General features: G+C 38.3%; 20 protein-coding genes. 18 read left to right on the top strand and 2 right to left on the bottom strand.

Features of this window, described 5'->3' with window-relative positions; all coding sequences use genetic code 11:
• The first annotated feature begins 5 nt into the window (after positions 1–5).
• The 18 genes from BN1609_RS06475 to BN1609_RS06560 all read left to right on the top strand — a co-directional run bounded on the left by BN1609_RS06475 (position 6) and on the right by BN1609_RS06560 (position 15,175).
• Entirely contained in the window at positions 6–1,202 is a 1,197-nt protein-coding gene (locus BN1609_RS06475; RefSeq protein WP_088825664.1) for a phage portal protein, read from the top strand.
• Entirely contained in the window at positions 1,180–1,797 is a 618-nt protein-coding gene (locus BN1609_RS06480; protein ID WP_369821886.1) for an HK97 family phage prohead protease, read from the top strand. Before BN1609_RS06475 ends, BN1609_RS06480 begins: the two co-directional genes overlap by 23 nt.
• The gene (locus BN1609_RS06485; protein ID WP_088825663.1) at positions 1,760–2,953 is read left to right on the top strand and encodes a phage major capsid protein; all 1,194 of its coding nucleotides are present in this window, start codon (positions 1,760–1,762) and stop codon (positions 2,951–2,953) included. The genes BN1609_RS06480 and BN1609_RS06485 overlap by 38 nt, the downstream gene beginning before the upstream one ends.
• 5 nt (positions 2,954–2,958) lie before the next feature.
• Positions 2,959–3,129: a hypothetical protein gene (locus BN1609_RS13975; protein ID WP_162859618.1), complete on the top strand. Its 171-nt coding sequence runs from the start codon at positions 2,959–2,961 to the stop codon at positions 3,127–3,129.
• Positions 3,130–3,135: 6 nt separating this feature from the next.
• The gene (locus tag BN1609_RS06490; RefSeq protein WP_088825662.1) at positions 3,136–3,423 is read left to right on the top strand and encodes a phage head-tail connector protein; all 288 of its coding nucleotides are present in this window, start codon (positions 3,136–3,138) and stop codon (positions 3,421–3,423) included.
• Complete coding sequence (locus BN1609_RS06495) at positions 3,410–3,715, top strand: phage head closure protein (protein ID WP_088825661.1); 306 nt, start codon at positions 3,410–3,412, stop codon at positions 3,713–3,715. Before BN1609_RS06490 ends, BN1609_RS06495 begins: the two co-directional genes overlap by 14 nt.
• 6 nt (positions 3,716–3,721) lie before the next feature.
• Positions 3,722–4,078: an HK97 gp10 family phage protein gene (locus BN1609_RS06500; protein ID WP_088840677.1), complete on the top strand. Its 357-nt coding sequence runs from the start codon at positions 3,722–3,724 to the stop codon at positions 4,076–4,078.
• A complete protein-coding gene (locus BN1609_RS06505; protein WP_088825659.1) occupies positions 4,075–4,398 on the top strand; it encodes a hypothetical protein in 324 nt (107 codons plus the stop codon). Before BN1609_RS06500 ends, BN1609_RS06505 begins: the two co-directional genes overlap by 4 nt.
• Entirely contained in the window at positions 4,399–4,980 is a 582-nt protein-coding gene (locus BN1609_RS06510) for a major tail protein (RefSeq protein ID WP_088840678.1), read from the top strand. It begins immediately after the preceding gene.
• 35 nt (positions 4,981–5,015) lie between these two features.
• Positions 5,016–5,378, top strand: a complete 363-nt coding sequence (locus BN1609_RS06515; protein ID WP_088825657.1) for a hypothetical protein — start codon at positions 5,016–5,018, stop codon at positions 5,376–5,378.
• 226 nt (positions 5,379–5,604) lie between these two features.
• Positions 5,605–8,562 (top strand): phage tail tape measure protein, encoded by a 2,958-nt coding sequence (locus BN1609_RS06525; protein ID WP_088840679.1) that lies wholly within the window; start codon positions 5,605–5,607, stop codon positions 8,560–8,562.
• The gene (locus BN1609_RS06530) at positions 8,559–9,299 is read left to right on the top strand and encodes a hypothetical protein (RefSeq protein ID WP_088840680.1); all 741 of its coding nucleotides are present in this window, start codon (positions 8,559–8,561) and stop codon (positions 9,297–9,299) included. The genes BN1609_RS06525 and BN1609_RS06530 overlap by 4 nt, the downstream gene beginning before the upstream one ends.
• On the top strand, positions 9,296–11,398 hold the full coding sequence (locus tag BN1609_RS06535) for a phage tail spike protein (RefSeq protein WP_255377326.1): 2,103 nt from the start codon (positions 9,296–9,298) through the stop codon (positions 11,396–11,398). The genes BN1609_RS06530 and BN1609_RS06535 overlap by 4 nt, the downstream gene beginning before the upstream one ends.
• A complete protein-coding gene (locus BN1609_RS06540; RefSeq protein ID WP_088840682.1) occupies positions 11,382–13,034 on the top strand; it encodes a BppU family phage baseplate upper protein in 1,653 nt (550 codons plus the stop codon). Before BN1609_RS06535 ends, BN1609_RS06540 begins: the two co-directional genes overlap by 17 nt.
• Positions 13,035–13,066: 32 nt before the next feature.
• Positions 13,067–13,474 (top strand): hypothetical protein, encoded by a 408-nt coding sequence (locus BN1609_RS06545; protein ID WP_088840683.1) that lies wholly within the window; start codon positions 13,067–13,069, stop codon positions 13,472–13,474.
• A 14-nt stretch (positions 13,475–13,488) separates the two neighbouring features.
• On the top strand, positions 13,489–13,770 hold the full coding sequence (locus BN1609_RS06550) for a phage holin (RefSeq protein ID WP_088840684.1): 282 nt from the start codon (positions 13,489–13,491) through the stop codon (positions 13,768–13,770).
• Complete coding sequence (locus BN1609_RS14180; protein WP_088840685.1) at positions 13,770–14,642, top strand: M15 family metallopeptidase; 873 nt, start codon at positions 13,770–13,772, stop codon at positions 14,640–14,642. The genes BN1609_RS06550 and BN1609_RS14180 overlap by 1 nt, the downstream gene beginning before the upstream one ends.
• 23 nt (positions 14,643–14,665) lie before the next feature.
• Complete coding sequence (locus BN1609_RS06560; protein WP_088840686.1) at positions 14,666–15,175, top strand: hypothetical protein; 510 nt, start codon at positions 14,666–14,668, stop codon at positions 15,173–15,175.
• A gap of 91 nt (positions 15,176–15,266) precedes the next feature.
• Here the strand turns inward: BN1609_RS06560 and BN1609_RS06565 are convergent, their stop codons facing one another.
• Both BN1609_RS06565 and BN1609_RS06570 read right to left on the bottom strand, forming a co-directional pair.
• Positions 15,267–15,515 carry a hypothetical protein gene (locus BN1609_RS06565; protein WP_088840687.1) on the bottom strand — a complete coding sequence of 83 codons (249 nt, stop codon included), beginning with the start codon at positions 15,513–15,515 and terminating at the stop codon, positions 15,267–15,269.
• A 105-nt stretch (positions 15,516–15,620) separates the two neighbouring features.
• Positions 15,621–15,848 carry a helix-turn-helix transcriptional regulator gene (locus BN1609_RS06570; protein ID WP_088825647.1) on the bottom strand — a complete coding sequence of 76 codons (228 nt, stop codon included), beginning with the start codon at positions 15,846–15,848 and terminating at the stop codon, positions 15,621–15,623.
• Between the last annotated feature and the right edge of the window lie 588 nt (positions 15,849–16,436).

Raw genomic sequence — 16,436 nt, forward strand, 5'->3', positions numbered from 1 at the left:
AACAAATGAAACGAAGATTAAGAGTTCCATGGCAAAAAAAACGTGAGTGTACGTATGGATTTGTTTGGAACGGAAATGCTTATGATTTTAAAATACCAGCGGGTTACACTAAGCTTTCCGACAACCCAGAGGTGAAAATTGCAATTGATAAAATAGCCGATTTAGTGTCTAATATGACCATTCATCTAATGGAGAATACGGAAAATGGGGATATTCGAATACGCGATGCTCTTTCTCAAAAAATTGATATCAACCCCTATTCTAAGATGACTCGTAAGTCATGGATTTATAATATAGTCGCTAATCTATTACTGTATGGTGACGGGAATGCGGTTGTTTTACCTCAATTTCAAAATGGGATTATTGCTGAACTGAAACCGTTAAATCCGAATCTAATTAACTTTGAAGTCAATCATGATAAATATGTAATGAATTACAAGGATACGACTTATCAACCTAATGAATTTGTGCATTTTGTTATTAACCCTGACCCTGAATATCCTTTTATCGGAACAGGATATAGAATAGCGTTAAAATCACTTGTGGATAATCTAAGTCAAGCTACTGCGACTAAAAAAGCATTTATGAGTAGCAAGTTTATGCCTAACATTGTTGTCAAAGTGGATGCCAACGCCGCTGAATTAGCATCAGAAGAGGGTAAAAATAAAATTGAAGATATGTACTTAAAACGTTCGGAAGAAGGTAAACCATGGATTGTTCCCGCTGATATGCTTGAAATCGAACAGGTTAAACCTCTAAGTTTAACAGATATTGCAATCAACGATGCAGTTAATATTGATAAAAAAACGGTAGCGGGACTCTTGGGAGTACCTGCTTTTTTTGTTGGAGTTGGTGAGTTTAACAAGGAAGAATATAACAATTTCATTAATACACGTATTATGTCGATTGCGAATATTATATCGCAAACTCTGACTCGCGATTTATTAATTAGCCCGTCTCGTTATTTCAAATTGAACCCTCGTAGCCTATACGCCTACGACATTACGGAATTAGTAAATGCAGGTGGAGCGATGGTTGACCGTATTGCGATGGGAAGGAATGAACTCCGTGATTGGATTGGAATGGCGCCTCGTGAAGACATGGAAGAGTTACTTGCTTTAGAAAATTATATTCCTTCGGAAAAATTAAAAGACCAGAAAAAACTCGAAGGAGGTGAGAATGAAAATGACGAGTCGATTTGAAGCACGTAAAATCTTTAATCAACGAGCAGAATTGAATACGAATGAATCAGAAGAAAGCGAAAAAGTCATCGAAGGCTATTTCGCTGTTTTTAATTCTGAGACGGAATTATTCCCCGGTGCTTTTGAAGAAATATTACCAAATGCATTTGATAATTCCTTAGAAAACGATGTGCGCGCACTGATTAATCATGACACGGCACTTGTGCTTGGTCGTAATACTTCTGGAACTTTGGAGCTACGAACAGATGAAAAAGGATTGTGGGGGCGTATTAAAGTAAATGAATTTGATTCAGATGCTTTGAATTTATATGAACGCGTAAAACGCGGAGATGTTAGTCAGTGCTCTTTCGGATTTAACATCATCAAAGAAGTTGAGGAATGGCGTGATGATGGTTCTGTGAAATGGTCATTGCAAGAAGTGGAGTTACATGAAGTTTCGGTATGTACATTCCCTGCGTATTCTGATACAGGTGTCGAGGCACGCCATAATGACGTTAATAGGCACAAACAAAGAAAATTAGAAGCTCGAAAAAAACAATTAAAGGAGAGATTGGAAAATGGCATTAAAACAATTGATGATTCAAAAAAAGATTGATTCGAAACGAAGTGAACTGAATGAAATGGAGACCCGTTTTAAAAAAATAACAGAACGCGAAACCGAGTTAACACGTGCTTTGGAAGAAGCTAAGACAGACGAGGAAGTAGATACAGTTGATAAAAATGTTGATGATTTAGAGGCGGAAAAAGAAAAGCTTGAAAAAGAACGTGATGAACTAAATGAGGAAATTAAAAAATTAGAAGACGAGTTGACTGCTTTAAACGATAAATCAAGCAATGAACCGCAACCGAAAGAAGGAGATGAAGAACGTATGAAAGGTTATAAAGAAAATGAAGTACGAAGCGCAGTAGATAAATTTATTCGTACGAAAGGGCAGACGCGTGCGGGGTTGACATCATTAGAAGCTGGAGTTGTTATCCCAGAAGAAATTATCTACACACCCGAAAAAGAAGTTAAAACAGTAACGGATTTATCACAATTCGTCACAAAGACAAAAGTCAGTACAGCGTCTGGCTCTTATCCAATTTTAAAACGAGCAACATCTCGCTTGAATTCAGTTGCGGAACTGGCGGCGAATCCAGAACTTGCTAAACCTGAATTTAGTCAAATCGCGTGGGAAGTAGTTACTTACCGAGGTGCTATTCCAATTTCTCAAGAGTCTATTGACGATGCCGCAACTGATTTAATTGCAATTGTTAGTCAGAACGCAATGGAACAAAAAATGAATACAACAAATTTCGCAATTTCCGAAGTGCTTAAAACTTTTGCAGCGAAAAGTGTGGCGACTACAGACGACATTAAAAAAATTCTAAACGTAGACTTAGATACCTCATATCAACGTCAAGTGGTAGTTTCACAAAGTTTCTTGCAGTGGATTGATACCTTGAAAGATGCGAATGGACAATATATCTTACAACAAGATATCACATCTCCGAGCGGAAAAGTTCTATTTGGCTATAAAGTAGAGGTCGTGGAAGATGAGCTTCTGGGCGCACAAGGTGAAGCGCATGCGTTCTTAGGAGATTTGGGACGTGCGGTACTCTTTGCTGACCGTGTGGATATCACGGCGCGCTGGGTAGATAATGAAATTTACGGTCAATATTTACAAGTTGGTACTCGTTTTGATGTGAAAAAAGCTGATGAAAAAGCAGGGTATTTCTTGACTTACACCACTACACCAGCAGGAGCGTGATTTGAATGAAGTATGTTGTTTTGAAAGATTTTACGGATTTAAAAGATGGTAACCATGTGTACCGTAAAGACAATAAGTATCCGCGAAAAGGACAAGGAAAAAAAGAACGAATTCAAGAACTCTCTTCTAGAAATAATAAACGGAACGAACCTCTTATTAAACAAGTTGAGGAGTGATATTGCATGTTCGAAAACTCTGTATTAGAACTTGTTAAGGCAAGAGAAGGAATCTCGACAAATATACGGGATTCCTACCTTACCTCAATTGTGAAAGGTGTAATCAGAGAGCTTCAAGATGAAAAAGGAATCGCTTTAATGGAAAATGACCCCAATCATCTCATGTTTGTAGTTGACTATGCATCATGGCGTTATAACAATCGGGACGTTGAAAATATGCCACGACATTTGCAGTATCGTTTGCATAATCTCATTATCCAGTATCGAGAGGTAACAGCAAATGAACTGGAATGATGAAATTACCTTAGTGTCTACCACAATGACAATGGACGAGGTTGGGAACCAAACCCCTGAAACTAGTGAAATAAGAATTTTATGCGAGAAGAAAAATGTAACTCGTCAGGAATTCTATGAAGCAAGTTCCAGCGGATTCAAACCATCTCTTGTCGTTAACATTCACCCGTATGAGTATAGTAACGAAACTTTAGTTATATTTGAAAATCTCAAATATAAAGTTATTCGCACTTACTTGATTGACATGGAGCATTTAGAATTGACCTGTGAACGTGACCTAGGGGAGAGGTGAGCCGACATGGTTAAAGTATCGCAATTAAATAATGCAATTGCTGACGCGTTAAAGAATTATACGCATGAAGTAGAAGATGACCTTGAAAAAGTAAAAAAACAAGTAGCAACGAATGCTATTCAGAAATTAAAACAGCGAAGTCCGAAGAAAAAAGGAAGCTATTCGAGAGGCTGGCGAATGAAAAAAACAGCAAAAGGTCAAGTTATCTATAATGCTACTGATGCGGGAAAGACTCATCTCTTAGAATTTGGTCACGCCAAACGAGGCGGGGGTCGAGTGCAAGGTGTTAAGCATATCGAACCAGTTGAGCAAGAAGCAATTCAGGAATTTATTGAAGAAACAGAAAGAGTGGTAAAACGATGAATCTTAAACAAATTCTTGACCAAACACATTTACCTGTGGCTTATAACCATTTCACTGAGACAGACAGGACGCCAATCCCTGAACTTCCTTATATCACCTATTTAGAATCTGAAAGTGATAATTTCATGGCGGATAACACGATTTATAAGAACGTAAATGATTATACTATCGAGTTTTATTCATCAAAGAAAGATATTACTACAGAGCACCTGTTGGAAGAAATACTATTGGTAAACAAACTACCTTTCAACTCATCTGAAACTATTTGGATTGATGACGAAAAAATGTTTGTGAAATATTATTATGTGAGGATGATTTAAATGCCAGAAACTCAAGAAAACAAAGTGCAATTTGGATTAGAAAATGTACATTATGCAACATTCACAGAGACAAATGGAGTAATTACTTATGACGTACCGAAGCCGTTGAAAGGAGGCGTTGAAATTTCAATTGAACCGCAAGGGGATATGGTGAAATTTTATGCTGATAATATCGTGTATTATCAAGCACCTAACAACCAAGGGTATGAAGGCACACTTACCATCGCTAACATCACAGAAGATTTTGCGACAGATTGTTTAGGTGAGGAATTAGATTCTGTAGATGGAGTTATTCACGAAAAATCTAATTCCAAACCAAAATCGTTTGCATTGCTGTTCGAATTCGACGGGGATATTAAATCAGTGCGCCATGTTCTATACAATTGTACAGCGAGCCGCCCGACTGTTGCGTCGTCTACGAAAACGGATTCCACTGAACCGAATACAAATGAGTTAACATTCTCAGCAAGTCCACGTTCAACGGATAAAACGGTTAAGACGCGTACTTCGTCAGGTGTATCAGATACAGTCTATAACGCTTGGTATGCAAAAGTATATGAGAAGACACCAGCAGGAGCCTAGAATTTCTAGGCTCTCTTTTTTGAGGAGGAATCAACATGGAAAAAACAATTAAAATCGATAATGTAGACGTTCGCCTGAAATCAACTGGTGCTACAGTACTTCGGTATAAGCAACAATTTGGAAAAGACTATTTTAGTGAATTGCTTAAGATGACCAAAGCTATTGAGCCAATGAGGTCAAATAAAAATGATAATTTAGATGAGTTGAACGCAGAAGATTTATCATTGCTTGATTTTGAAGTAATTTATAATTTCGTTTGGGTACTTGCAAAAACAGCTGACCCTGAAATACCAGAACCGATTGAATGGCTTGATTCATTCGATACATTCCCAATTATGGATATTTTGCCAGAAATTGAAGATTTACTTTCTGCGAGCATTCAAACGAAAAAAAAGTAACAGATACGTCTCAAGATGCGAGTGACGAACCACTTACGTCCGAGGCGTTTTTTTATATCTGTAAACAGGTTGGTTTGGGTGTAGATGAATTAGACATGATGACACTAGGTTCATGTTTAGATTATTTTGCAGAATATGAGGAAGCACAAAATCCTGATAAAAAGAAAAAAGCGCGTAAGGCTAAACAAGCTGATTTTGATGCGTTTTAGAAAAGGGGTGAGATGATTTGGCAAAAGGAAGAATTCAAGGAATTACAATTGAGCTAAATGGTGAAACAAAGGGATTGAACAACGCACTTAAAGGGGTTAATCAGCAATCCTCAAAGCTCACGACCGAACTCCGTGACGTAGAAAAACTCTTAAAGTTCAATCCGGGAAATGTGGAAGCTCTTGCACAACAACAGCAACTTTTGACAAAGCAGATTGAGGCAACAACACAAAAACTTGGACAACTGAAGCAGGCAGAGAGTCAAGTCGAAGCGCAATTTAATGCGGGCGAAATCGGAGAAGAGCAGTATCGTGCATTTAAGCGAGAGATTGAGTACACAGAAGGGGCACTGAATGGGTACAAAGGGCAGCTTTCGAAGGTCCAAGCAGAGCAAGAAAATCTTGCGCAAAATACGAAGCGAATAAATACGCTATTTGAAGCTACAGGTTCGAACGTAGATGATTACGCGGATGTTTTGGGCGGACGGCTGACAACGGCAATTAAGGCGGGAACAGCGACCTCGGAACAACTTGAACAGGCAATCAATAAAATTGGTCGTGCTGCGCTTGGTACGGATGTGGATATCGGCAAAATGAAAAATGCACTTGATACGATCGACGACGGCGCAGGCATTCAGAATGTTGAGAGCGACCTACGTGGGCTATCAACTCAATCGGACAAGACGGCTGACGCTTTAGAAGCTATGGGAGATAAGCTTGACACAGGCAACCTCATGGAAGCCTCTGAACAAGCTTCTGCGGTGTCAGATAAACTTCTTGATTTTGGTGAAAATGCGTTAGAAGCTGCAACAGATTTGGAGTCAGCAGCAGGGCGGTATAATAAAAGCTTTGCATTGACCGGGAAAGAAGCAGCCGAAACAAAAGATAAAATCACGGATCTATATAACACAGGTCTAGTTGATTCATACGAAGAAGCTTCTGAGATGATGATACAAACACGTAACCAGCTTCGGGGGCTAAATGGAGAATCGCTTGATGACGTAACAAAGAAAGCTGTTGCTTTTTCTAAAACATTCGACTCTGACATGACTGAATCCCTCAGAGGAGCAAATGCACTCATGACAACTTACGGAATGAGTGCAGAGGAGTCTTTCGATTTAATGACGGTTGGGGCTCAACATGGACTAAATAAAACAGACGAACTCGGCGACAATTTGGCTGAATATGCCACGCTGTTTGAAGAAAATGGATACTCCGCTAAAGAGATGTTTGAGATTTTAGACTCTGGCTTGAAGGGCGGAGCTTATAATCTTGACAAAGTAAATGATCTCATAAAAGAATTTGGAATTCGAATCGCTGATGGCTCAATCGAAAAAGCAGTTTCTGAAATGGGCGGAAGCTTTGAAAAAAACTTCCAGAAAATGAAAAAATCAGGAGCTAGTAATAAAGATATATTTAAGGCACTTGTCGGCGAAGTTTCGAAGCTTAAAACTGAACAAGAAAAAGCTGCAGCTATTTCAGCGATTTTTGGTTCTATGGGTGAAGACGCTGGCGTAAAAGTCATGGAAGCAATGGGAGGAGTATCTAAGTCCGTAAAAGGAGTAAAAGGAAGCTACGATGACGTGAAAGGATCGGCGGCTGAATTAACAAAAGCAAATGACACTCAAAAACTAGCGCAAGCATGGAACGAACTAAAATCAGCCCTAATTCCTATTGGTACTGATATCCTAAAAGCACTTATGCCTCTCGTTGACATCGTTAAAATGATTGCAGAAGCTTTCAGTGCTTTGCCTGCACCTCTGAGAACGGTTTTATTAGCCCTAGGGGCTTTGGTTGTCGTGGTAGGTACGCTCTTACCTGTTTTTATGGCGCTACAGGCAGCGGCACTAGCTGCCGAAGTAAGTATAGCAGGTCTTGTAGCAGCCGCACTTCCAATCGTTGCTATTGTAGCAGCAATTGTTGTGGCAATAGTAGCGTTAGTTGCAGGATTCAAGTACTTGTGGGATAACGTTGAGGGTTTTCGCCAATTTTGGATAAATGTATGGAATTCCATCGTAGGTGTTTTTTCAACGATGTGGGCGGCAATAAAGCCCGGATTAGATGCTATAGCTAATGAATTGCAGAAATTTTGGAAAGAGTATGGTCCAACTATCATAGCGGCTCTTAATGCTATATGGAAGAAAATAGCTTCTTTTATTTCATGGTTACAACCAGTTTGGTCTGTTTTTTGGAAAGTGATAGGGACAGTTTTAAAAGCCACTTGGAACGTTATTGTTACGGTTATTAAAGCGGCTATAGGGGTTATAAGTGGAATTATTGACGTATTTGCAGGACTCTTTACTGGCGACTGGGAGCGCATGGGTAAAGGGGTTCGTAAAATTTGGACGAGCTTGTGGAATGCAGTTAAAAGCTTAATAAAAATCGGAGTCGATTATGTAGTGGGTCAGTTGAACAATTTAGGAGAATTCTTTTTTAGCATCATAGGCGGCATTGTGAACTGGGTCAAAGGGAAATTTAAATCCATTCAAGAATTCATGACTGATCCGATAGGAAAAGCGAAAGATAAAATAAAGTCTATTCTAGACGGCATAAAAGCTTTTTTCAAAGGGCTTAACCTTAAATTTCCGAAAATCAAAATGCCGAAATTACCGCATTTTAGTCTTAAAGGTAAATTCAGCTTAAAAGATATGACTGTGCCCAAACTATCAGTAGACTGGTTCGCAAAAGGAGGCATCCTGACAAAACCTACCGCGTTCGGTATGAACGGAAGTTCCGTCATGGCGGGAGGCGAAGCCGGAAATGAAGCTGTACTACCGTTAAACTCTAAAAATTTGGGCGCGATTGGTAAAATGATTGCTGAAACGATGCCCCAAAGTGGTGATAACTATGAATTTACTTTCAATGTAAACGGAAATATCGATAAGCAAATGATTGCACTGCTTAAGAAAGAAATGCAGAAGGTGCTTGTTGACCAAACAAGACGCAAAGACAGTAACTTAGGAGGTGTGACACTTTGAGGAGTGGTGAGTTTATTTTCAATAACATAAATTTTTACGAACATCGAGTTTATATTCAGGAAAGACCTGAAATTGCAAAAGCAGAAAGAAATGAAACGGAAATTTCTATACCTGGTCGAAACCTCCCATTAACCAAATGGGATAATACCTATTTGCCTATTGAGTTCACACTCTCTTTATTCTTGAAAGCAACCAATCCGGAACAAGCCATTGAGGAATATAACTGGATAAGTTCCCAATTGAGGACATCCACATATGAGTTGGCCAAGTTTTATTTTGACGAAAGGTATTATTATTCTGTTAAATTTACAGAAATTAATCTTTCGTACCAAACACAATATATAGAAGGAGTTCCATTTACCGCAAAAGTGAAATGTTCACCTATCAAATTTGATTTATCAGGTATTTACCCCCAATCATTCAATAATCCAAGTCAGTATTACAATGCAGGCACAATCATATCTCAGCCTCTTATTGAATTTGTGGGCGCTGGAGATATTACTTTCTTGATTAATGGGAATGAATTTGTCTTTAAAGGACTATTAAATGGTGAATATGGTATCGATAGCGAAGTTAAAGAAGTTTATCAAATTATAGATGATCAATATCTCTCTATCAATTCCAAGTACTATAGCAAAAGTCAATTTCCTGAACTTAAAATAGGGCAAAACACTATATCATGGATGGGAAATGTCACATCAGCTAAATTAACACCAAGATGGGGGGAAGTCATATGAATATACCATTGCTATATGAAAGCAATGAAAAGCAATTTCTCCATGCAGGTATAGGTTCTTTAGCTGAAAGCGTACGATGTGAAGTGCATGAAGTCTTAAATGCTGAATTTGAATTAGAATTAGAATACCCCGTGAACGGAAAATTAGCGCCCGAGCTGTTAAATGGACGTTTTATTTATGCATTTGTAGATGAAAAACGCGGATTTAATCCATTCGAGATTGATTCAGTAGAAAAGAATATGTTTGAAGACACGTTTATTGTCAAAGCTTCTCATCAGACGAATGTTTTACGCAAACGAATGGTAAAGGAATTTAAAGTAGAAAATGTATCTTGCACAACAGCCATGAATCAATTGAAAGAGTCGTTACTTGAAGCTACGCATATTCAATTTTATTCGGATATTGCCACACAAAATAGCACATTGTTAAGGTTTAAAAGTGCCTTGTCGTGCATAGCTGGTGTAGAGGGGTCGATTTTAGATACTTGGAGAGGTGAAATTGAACGAACAACGAATAAAATTTCCATGCTGGCAAAAAGAGGTACTGATAGCGGGGTTTCTATTGCTTTTAAAAAAAATATGACGGGATTAAACGTCAATGTGGATACATTAGATATGGTTAACGCCATTCTACCTTATGCTATTAAATCGGATAATGATAACGAGACAGTGATTTCACTAAAAGAGAATTATATTTATTCCCCTGATTATAAAACAGGTGATGAGATTAATGCGGTTGAGGTTGATTTTTCATCAGAACAATCTGTTGTAGATGAGATGAGTTTGAGAAACGCGGCGAAAAATTATTTTACTGGCAGTGAAATCGATAAACCAAAACTGGATTTAGATATCAGTTTTCAAGATTTGGGTCAGACAGAGGAATATAAGAACTTTCAAAATATGAATAAGGTTTTTATCGGAGATACCTTATCTGCATTTCATGAGGATTTAAATACTAATATCACTTCTCGCATGGTTGAGTTCACCATGGATAGTTTGAAAGGCGAATATATTAACTGTATTTTAGGTTCCATAAAATCAGATTTTAAATCAACCGTAACAGCTGGTTTAGCCACAAAAGATGAAATAGATGCAGGAAATAACCGTTTACAAATGTATGTAGATGATTTAACAGACCAGATTACAGGTAATCAGGGCGGGAATTTGATTATACGTCCGAAAGAGAAGCCCGGAGAACTGCTTATCATGGATACGGAGAGTATAGATACAGCGGTTAACCTCTGGCGTTTTAATCAGGCAGGACTTGGACATTCGAGCTCAGGGTACAACGGAGAATATACGATTGGTCTAACACAGGACGGGAAAATTGTCGCCGATTTAATCGCAGTTGGGACACTCAAGTCAATTGATATTGAATCTGTAAATATTACATCATCAAGAATTCAAGCTGATGAATTCAGTGCGATTGTTGACAAGATTGTTCCTAACCCACCGGGGGATTGGATAAAACAAGGGGAGAGTCAATTCACGGTCAACGGTGATAATCTAAGTTTTGAGTTGAGAAATGCGAGCGGTGGCGTGATAGGTAAATTAATCATGGATTACGGCGGGTATTACATCTTGGACAACCAAGGTCGCCAAGTTGGGGGTGTGTCTGATGAAATTGTTACAAGTCACGGAATTTCAGTTCCGTCTTACGACCGAAACGGCTGGGGGCTGGCAGGCTTTTACATCGGGGTTGACACGTCAAGCGGCGGAGAGGTTCGCGTGGTTGATAAAAAAGGGCTACCAAACAGCGGAGCAGACCCGCTAAATTACACATATGGAAATATCCGCGCTAAGGGATTTATTCAGCAATCAACTGAAAAAGCGAAAGAGGATATAAAGCCCATTACAGAAGCAGATTTTTATAAAACCTCTGCACTTGAAATTATTCTAGAAACGCCAATCTATGAATTTAAATATAAAAATGATTCTAATAAACAAATTGGATTCATAGCAGAACAGTCCCCACGCGGTATGTTGTCTGATGAAGGTAACGGGGTGGATAATTACAAAACAACTGCTTATCTATGGAGAGCGGTACAAGAGTTAAAACAAGAATTGGACGAGGTGAAAAGGAATGTTAAGGGAAATTGAAATCACATTAGATTTAGATAAACGACAATACTACTACCCCGCTATTGAAATGATGCAAGGCGATAACAGGAGTTTACGAATACTCGTCACAGTGATACAGAAGGGAACGACTGTTGACTTGACAGGCTATCCCATAAGTTTCTTTGCAAATTTCCCGCGAACGAAGGAATTTATATTTGATAGTACTAACGTTACCTCGACTGAAGAAGGGTTGAAAAATGGGACATTTAGCTATACATTTCCGATGCAAGCTACCAAGGTGCCAGGTGACTACACAACAGCAAGATTTAACATCGTCAGCAGTGACGGAACTGAAATTTCTAAAATGGCTCGGTTCCAGTATAGAGTTGAATCAGATCCTGCTGAAAATTCGGTTGAGGCAGAAACTTGGGTAAGCGATTTCGATGCCCTTCAGCAAGCCATACAAGACATGAACCAAAAATATGACACTGCAATTGCTGATATTAATGATGCTATTTTGAACGCACAGAATACGCAATCAGAGCTAGAAACTGAAATGCAAGCTTTACGTGATGAAATCGCGAAAAGTGGCTATGTAAGCAAGCAAGGGGATAACATGACTGGAACACTTAATTTAGACGCTCAAGAAGCGTTAAATGTTCGGTATGGCAAGTTGCGCCACTATCTTAGCACACAAGCAACTGGAACGGTTGTACGTATCTATTTTGCCGAAAAATTTGGCGAATGGAAAGAATATTTAGATGTGACTGTTGGCGGTGGTGCCGTACAAAGCGCAGATGGGAAATTTGGGCTCGATGCATTAACCTCTTCGGCAACTTCTGTAACAGGTTGGGCACCTACAAGTTATTCAGCCTCTAAATCTGTAATAAATGGAGTTGAAAAAACAGGGAATTTTACAATAATCCCGACAAACTCAATCTCATTCTTACAGGCGGGGCGAACAAGTAATATAACAGTGAACGGATTTGACATTTATACAAAAGAAAATCAAGTTCAAGAGTATCTCTTGACTGATTCAGCAGGTAAGCTTTTGATTAAGCAACAAGTCGACTTTAACAATCTCGACGCAAGTATAACCTCAACGTTTCATGGATATGTGAATCTTTCTAAAAATGTTCCTTTTAATTTAAACGCAAATGGTTATTTAGACGTGCAAATGCATTCAAGTGGTTTTGCGAAAGCAACTTATCAAGCATATAACTCTAATGTTGTGATTTTTAATCGACGCGAGGGCGACAGTTGGACTGGGTGGGAGATGCAACAAATTAATAATGCGCAATTTCAAGCTTTGCTAAACGACGCATTAACAGTTCAAACAGTGAGTTTAACTACTTTAAACGGATTTACTGCATTTATTCCAGTAACAGCAAACTACACAAAGTTTGGAAACCGCTATCTCGTTCATATCTCTGGAATTGTTGGAGCGGGAACAAGCTCGGGAACAGGAGTGTGCGCAATAGTTCCCGATTATTTACAGCCAGACACAAGCTGGAATAAGGTATTTCCTGCGGCACAACAGTCCACTTCTGCATCTAATCAATCAAATGTATACTTGAGTGCGGCTGGTGAAATTAAAATCGTGGCAAGTGGTGCGCCAACGGTCAACGTCGGTTTGGACAGCATTTCATATTTCACAAAGGTGATAACGAATTGATGTTTATCTAATTGGGAAAGAGGTGGTGAAAAATGAAGAATGTTGCGCTAGCTATTGAGTCGGTAAGCCCTGACGTGAGAGAAGCGGCGGGGAATTTGTTAGACAACCTCGTTAAACATGACAGGATATTTGTAATTATGGCGCTTGCGTTGCTGGCGCTTTTTGGTGTCATTGCTTGGATTTCTTTTAAAAGGCATCTACGTATGCTTGACAGCATGGAAAATAGGCTTTCTGAGAAGCAAAAAGAAAACATTGCACTTGTTGAAGTTGTAAAAGACTTTGAAAAAAATCTCTCAAAAGCGCAAGAAATCAATCAACAGATGGCGAATATAGCGAATCAGCAGCAACAATATATTGAGACTCAAAAAGCAAACAAAAGGCTAATGGAGTCGATGAATGACAAACTAGATAAGCTCCACATCGAAATTGTAAAAAAATAAAGGAGTGTTGAAAAATGAAAATTAACTGGAAAATACGTTTTAAAAGTGTCACAACGTGGATTGTAGCTGGTATACCCGTCTTGACGATTATTTGGAGCACAGGAGGTTTTCAAGCTTCGGATTTAGATAGTTGGCAAGAGCTAGGGAATTCCTTTATGACATTTATTAAAAGCCCAGCGGCTATTGTTGCAGTTCTATCTACATTATTCGCCACATACATTGACCCAACGACAAAAGGGCTTAGTGACAGTACTCAAGCATTAGACTATGAAAAACCTAGAAAGGGTGAGGAGTAATGACTGTATCTCCGAGCTGGTTAATCAAAAATGCAAATAAACGTCTCAATAAAAAAGGTATGCGGCTTGATGTTGCTTCTAAGACAAGAAACGTTATTCGTCAGATGTATATGCAAGGGATTTATGTTGGCATTGCGCAAGGGTATCGCAGTATTGCGGAACAAAACAAACTATATGCACAAGGACGAACAAAAAAAGGGGCTATTGTGACGAATGCAAAAGGTGGACAGTCTAATCATAATTTTGGGTGCGCAGTTGACTTGTTTATTTATTCGAATGACGGCAAAACTGTGGCCGCATGGAATCCGCCAAACTCCGTTATTCATGCTATGAAAGCGCAAGGTTTTAAATGGGGGGGAGACTGGAAAGGGTTTGTCGACAAACCGCATTTTGAATTATACGATGTTGTAGGCGGTGAAAAGATGCCTCATGACAGAAGTTTCGAAGTGGCAGTGAACCCAAACGCAATCGATGCAAAAGTTCAGGACGTTGCGCCGCTTCTGTCGAATGCGAAATTTAAGGGTCAGACTCCTTTGCGGCTTTGGAAATCTGGTACCAAGATTAAAGTGTATAAACACAATGCGTATTGGTATAAGGCTTATGTACCCGATAAAAAAGGCACGATGGTACTAGGTTACATCTATCACGGTTATTTAAAAAATCTGAGTAAGCCGGACAGCATGGGTCGTATTTCCGCAACTGTAAAAGCTTTCGCGATTTTTTGGGATAACCCGAATTTAAAAGGTGGGCAAGTTCTGACGTATAGACCCGGAACAAAGCTAAGCCATTATCCGACAGAAAACGGCTTAAAAAGTGCCTATTTCACGAATCAGAAGAAAGTATTTTACACGACAACATACTTCTTAAAATAAAATTAACAAGGGAGTTTTGCAGCATGAAAAAAGTATTTACATTAATCATTGTGGGACTGATAGTAATCAGCTTTCCCACTTTTTCTGCATCAGCACAAAAAAATATAGCGATTACAAGTTTTAATATGTATAATAAGATGTCAGGCTGGGATAAATATACTATCAAGCGCATTCAGCGAGGGAGCATTATTAACTATCATGGAGCCGGAAAAATTTCTTTCGGCGGGAAAGTTGGTTACAATCCTTATCCAGCTGGCTTAACAGCACCAGTCAGTTCAAACGGTTGGTATGCAGCTGTTGTGAAACGTACTCATATCACACCCGGAACAACTATGCGTGTAGAAATTTATCGAAATGAAATAGTGCGAGTAAAGCCAAGTGTAGGCGCAAATGTTCTAGGTCAGTATCGAATTCGATGCGCTGTGGCAAACTATAATGGCAAATGGAAATGGGATTTTTGGGTAAAACCATCTGACATTATCAGAGTCGACGGATGGGCATACAACTCAATTGCACAGTATACGACATTATAAATAAAAAATCCCCTCTACCGTTACAGGTAAGGGGCTTTTTTTATTTTTATAATAAGTCAAGAATAGTAAATTTAGCATCGTCTTTTTCTTTTTATAAGTAAGTAACATCTTTTCCGTGATATCCATTTTTCAATAATTCATTTTCCCGTCGCTCGTCAACTATATAATTTTCTACTTCCTCGAACCAAGTTTCTGTAACTTCACCGGTCATATTATCAATACAAATCATTTGTTTTAATAGAACATATTTCCCTGATTCCGTGATGGCACTTTGCCCTTCGTAAGCCCAACTTCCATTGTGTTTTTGATTACTTAATACATATCCATTTACTTTTTTCATTTTTAATCATCCTTTTCTTATTGGTTACTTTCTATTGAGCGTGGGGGTGATTACCCGCGCTTTTCATTTATTATAAATACTGTTTTGTTTGATTGTTATGTTTCATCATTCCATTTCGTATTTTTCTAAATATTCATCTATAGTGTTCATATCAATCCCAACTGCTTCCGCGAGTGATTTGATCGTGTCGTACTTAGTATTCGCGATTTTTGTATCACGATTAATTAATCCTGATAAAGTCGTTTGTGAAATGCCTGATATTTTCGAAAGCTCGTAGCGAGACCTAATATCGAAATCATACATAAATCTTTCAATCCAATGCTTATTTTTCATTTTTATATAGCTCCTTTTTTAAACTGCGAATTTTTAATTTACGAAAAACAAGACTTACTAACAATGGGACTACTATGATTGTGGCTATTATGAGTATAATAATAGTGAATTTATCCATAATTTTTAAAATGTGCTATAATAATATTGAACGAGGAGGGCTTATTGCCCTCGTCTCATTCGTTTGATTTCTAGTCTTAGCTTTTCTGATTCTAACTTAGCTTTACGGTTTGAGAGCCAAAGCTGATTTATTGTTAGTATTGAAATTGCTAAGGCTATTATTTTTTCAAGCACATTCTGCCGACCTCCTTTCTGTATTATCATTATACTACTCAAGAGGTAGTAAGTCAAGTGTTTTATGGAATTTAATTTTTACATTATTTTTTACAAAATTGTTATAAATATTGGTATAAGAAGATTAATTAATCCCTCTCAGGACGTTATATTGAATTTTAGTGATACCAAGCTTTTCGGAGTTTGGTGTCTTTTTTGTTACTTTATGCAACGATTCAATATAAAAAACTTTTTTAATAGATAAATGCAAAAAAACTCAAAAAGTTAGGCTTTTAGTCTAACTCTTTGAGGCATAAC

The sequence above is a fragment of the Listeria sp. ILCC797 genome (assembly GCF_900186185.1).
GTDB classification, from domain to species: Bacteria; Bacillota; Bacilli; order Lactobacillales; family Listeriaceae; genus Listeria; species Listeria goaensis.

Bases quoted from the DNA above. Each gene is read 5' to 3' on its own strand.
- BN1609_RS06495 (WP_088825661.1), top strand. From the start codon at position 3,410: ATGAACTGGAATGATGAAATTACCTTAGTGTCTACCACAATGACAATG.
- BN1609_RS06480 (WP_369821886.1), top strand. From the start codon at position 1,180: ATGAAAATGACGAGTCGATTTGAAGCACGTAAAATCTTTAATCAACGA.
- BN1609_RS06510 (WP_088840678.1), top strand. From the start codon at position 4,399: ATGCCAGAAACTCAAGAAAACAAAGTGCAATTTGGATTAGAAAATGTA.
- BN1609_RS06545 (WP_088840683.1), top strand. From the start codon at position 13,067: ATGAAGAATGTTGCGCTAGCTATTGAGTCGGTAAGCCCTGACGTGAGA.
- BN1609_RS06505 (WP_088825659.1), top strand. From the start codon at position 4,075: ATGAATCTTAAACAAATTCTTGACCAAACACATTTACCTGTGGCTTAT.
- BN1609_RS06515 (WP_088825657.1), top strand. From the start codon at position 5,016: ATGGAAAAAACAATTAAAATCGATAATGTAGACGTTCGCCTGAAATCA.
- BN1609_RS06485 (WP_088825663.1), top strand. From the start codon at position 1,760: ATGGCATTAAAACAATTGATGATTCAAAAAAAGATTGATTCGAAACGA.
- BN1609_RS06535 (WP_255377326.1), top strand. From the start codon at position 9,296: ATGAATATACCATTGCTATATGAAAGCAATGAAAAGCAATTTCTCCAT.
- BN1609_RS13975 (WP_162859618.1), top strand. From the start codon at position 2,959: ATGAAGTATGTTGTTTTGAAAGATTTTACGGATTTAAAAGATGGTAAC.
- BN1609_RS06565 (WP_088840687.1), bottom strand. From the start codon at position 15,515: ATGAAAAAAGTAAATGGATATGTATTAAGTAATCAAAAACACAATGGA.
- BN1609_RS14180 (WP_088840685.1), top strand. From the start codon at position 13,770: ATGACTGTATCTCCGAGCTGGTTAATCAAAAATGCAAATAAACGTCTC.
- BN1609_RS06550 (WP_088840684.1), top strand. From the start codon at position 13,489: ATGAAAATTAACTGGAAAATACGTTTTAAAAGTGTCACAACGTGGATT.
- BN1609_RS06475 (WP_088825664.1), top strand. From the start codon at position 6: ATGAAACGAAGATTAAGAGTTCCATGGCAAAAAAAACGTGAGTGTACG.
- BN1609_RS06570 (WP_088825647.1), bottom strand. From the start codon at position 15,848: ATGAAAAATAAGCATTGGATTGAAAGATTTATGTATGATTTCGATATT.
- BN1609_RS06500 (WP_088840677.1), top strand. From the start codon at position 3,722: ATGGTTAAAGTATCGCAATTAAATAATGCAATTGCTGACGCGTTAAAG.
- BN1609_RS06490 (WP_088825662.1), top strand. From the start codon at position 3,136: ATGTTCGAAAACTCTGTATTAGAACTTGTTAAGGCAAGAGAAGGAATC.
- BN1609_RS06540 (WP_088840682.1), top strand. From the start codon at position 11,382: ATGTTAAGGGAAATTGAAATCACATTAGATTTAGATAAACGACAATAC.
- BN1609_RS06560 (WP_088840686.1), top strand. From the start codon at position 14,666: ATGAAAAAAGTATTTACATTAATCATTGTGGGACTGATAGTAATCAGC.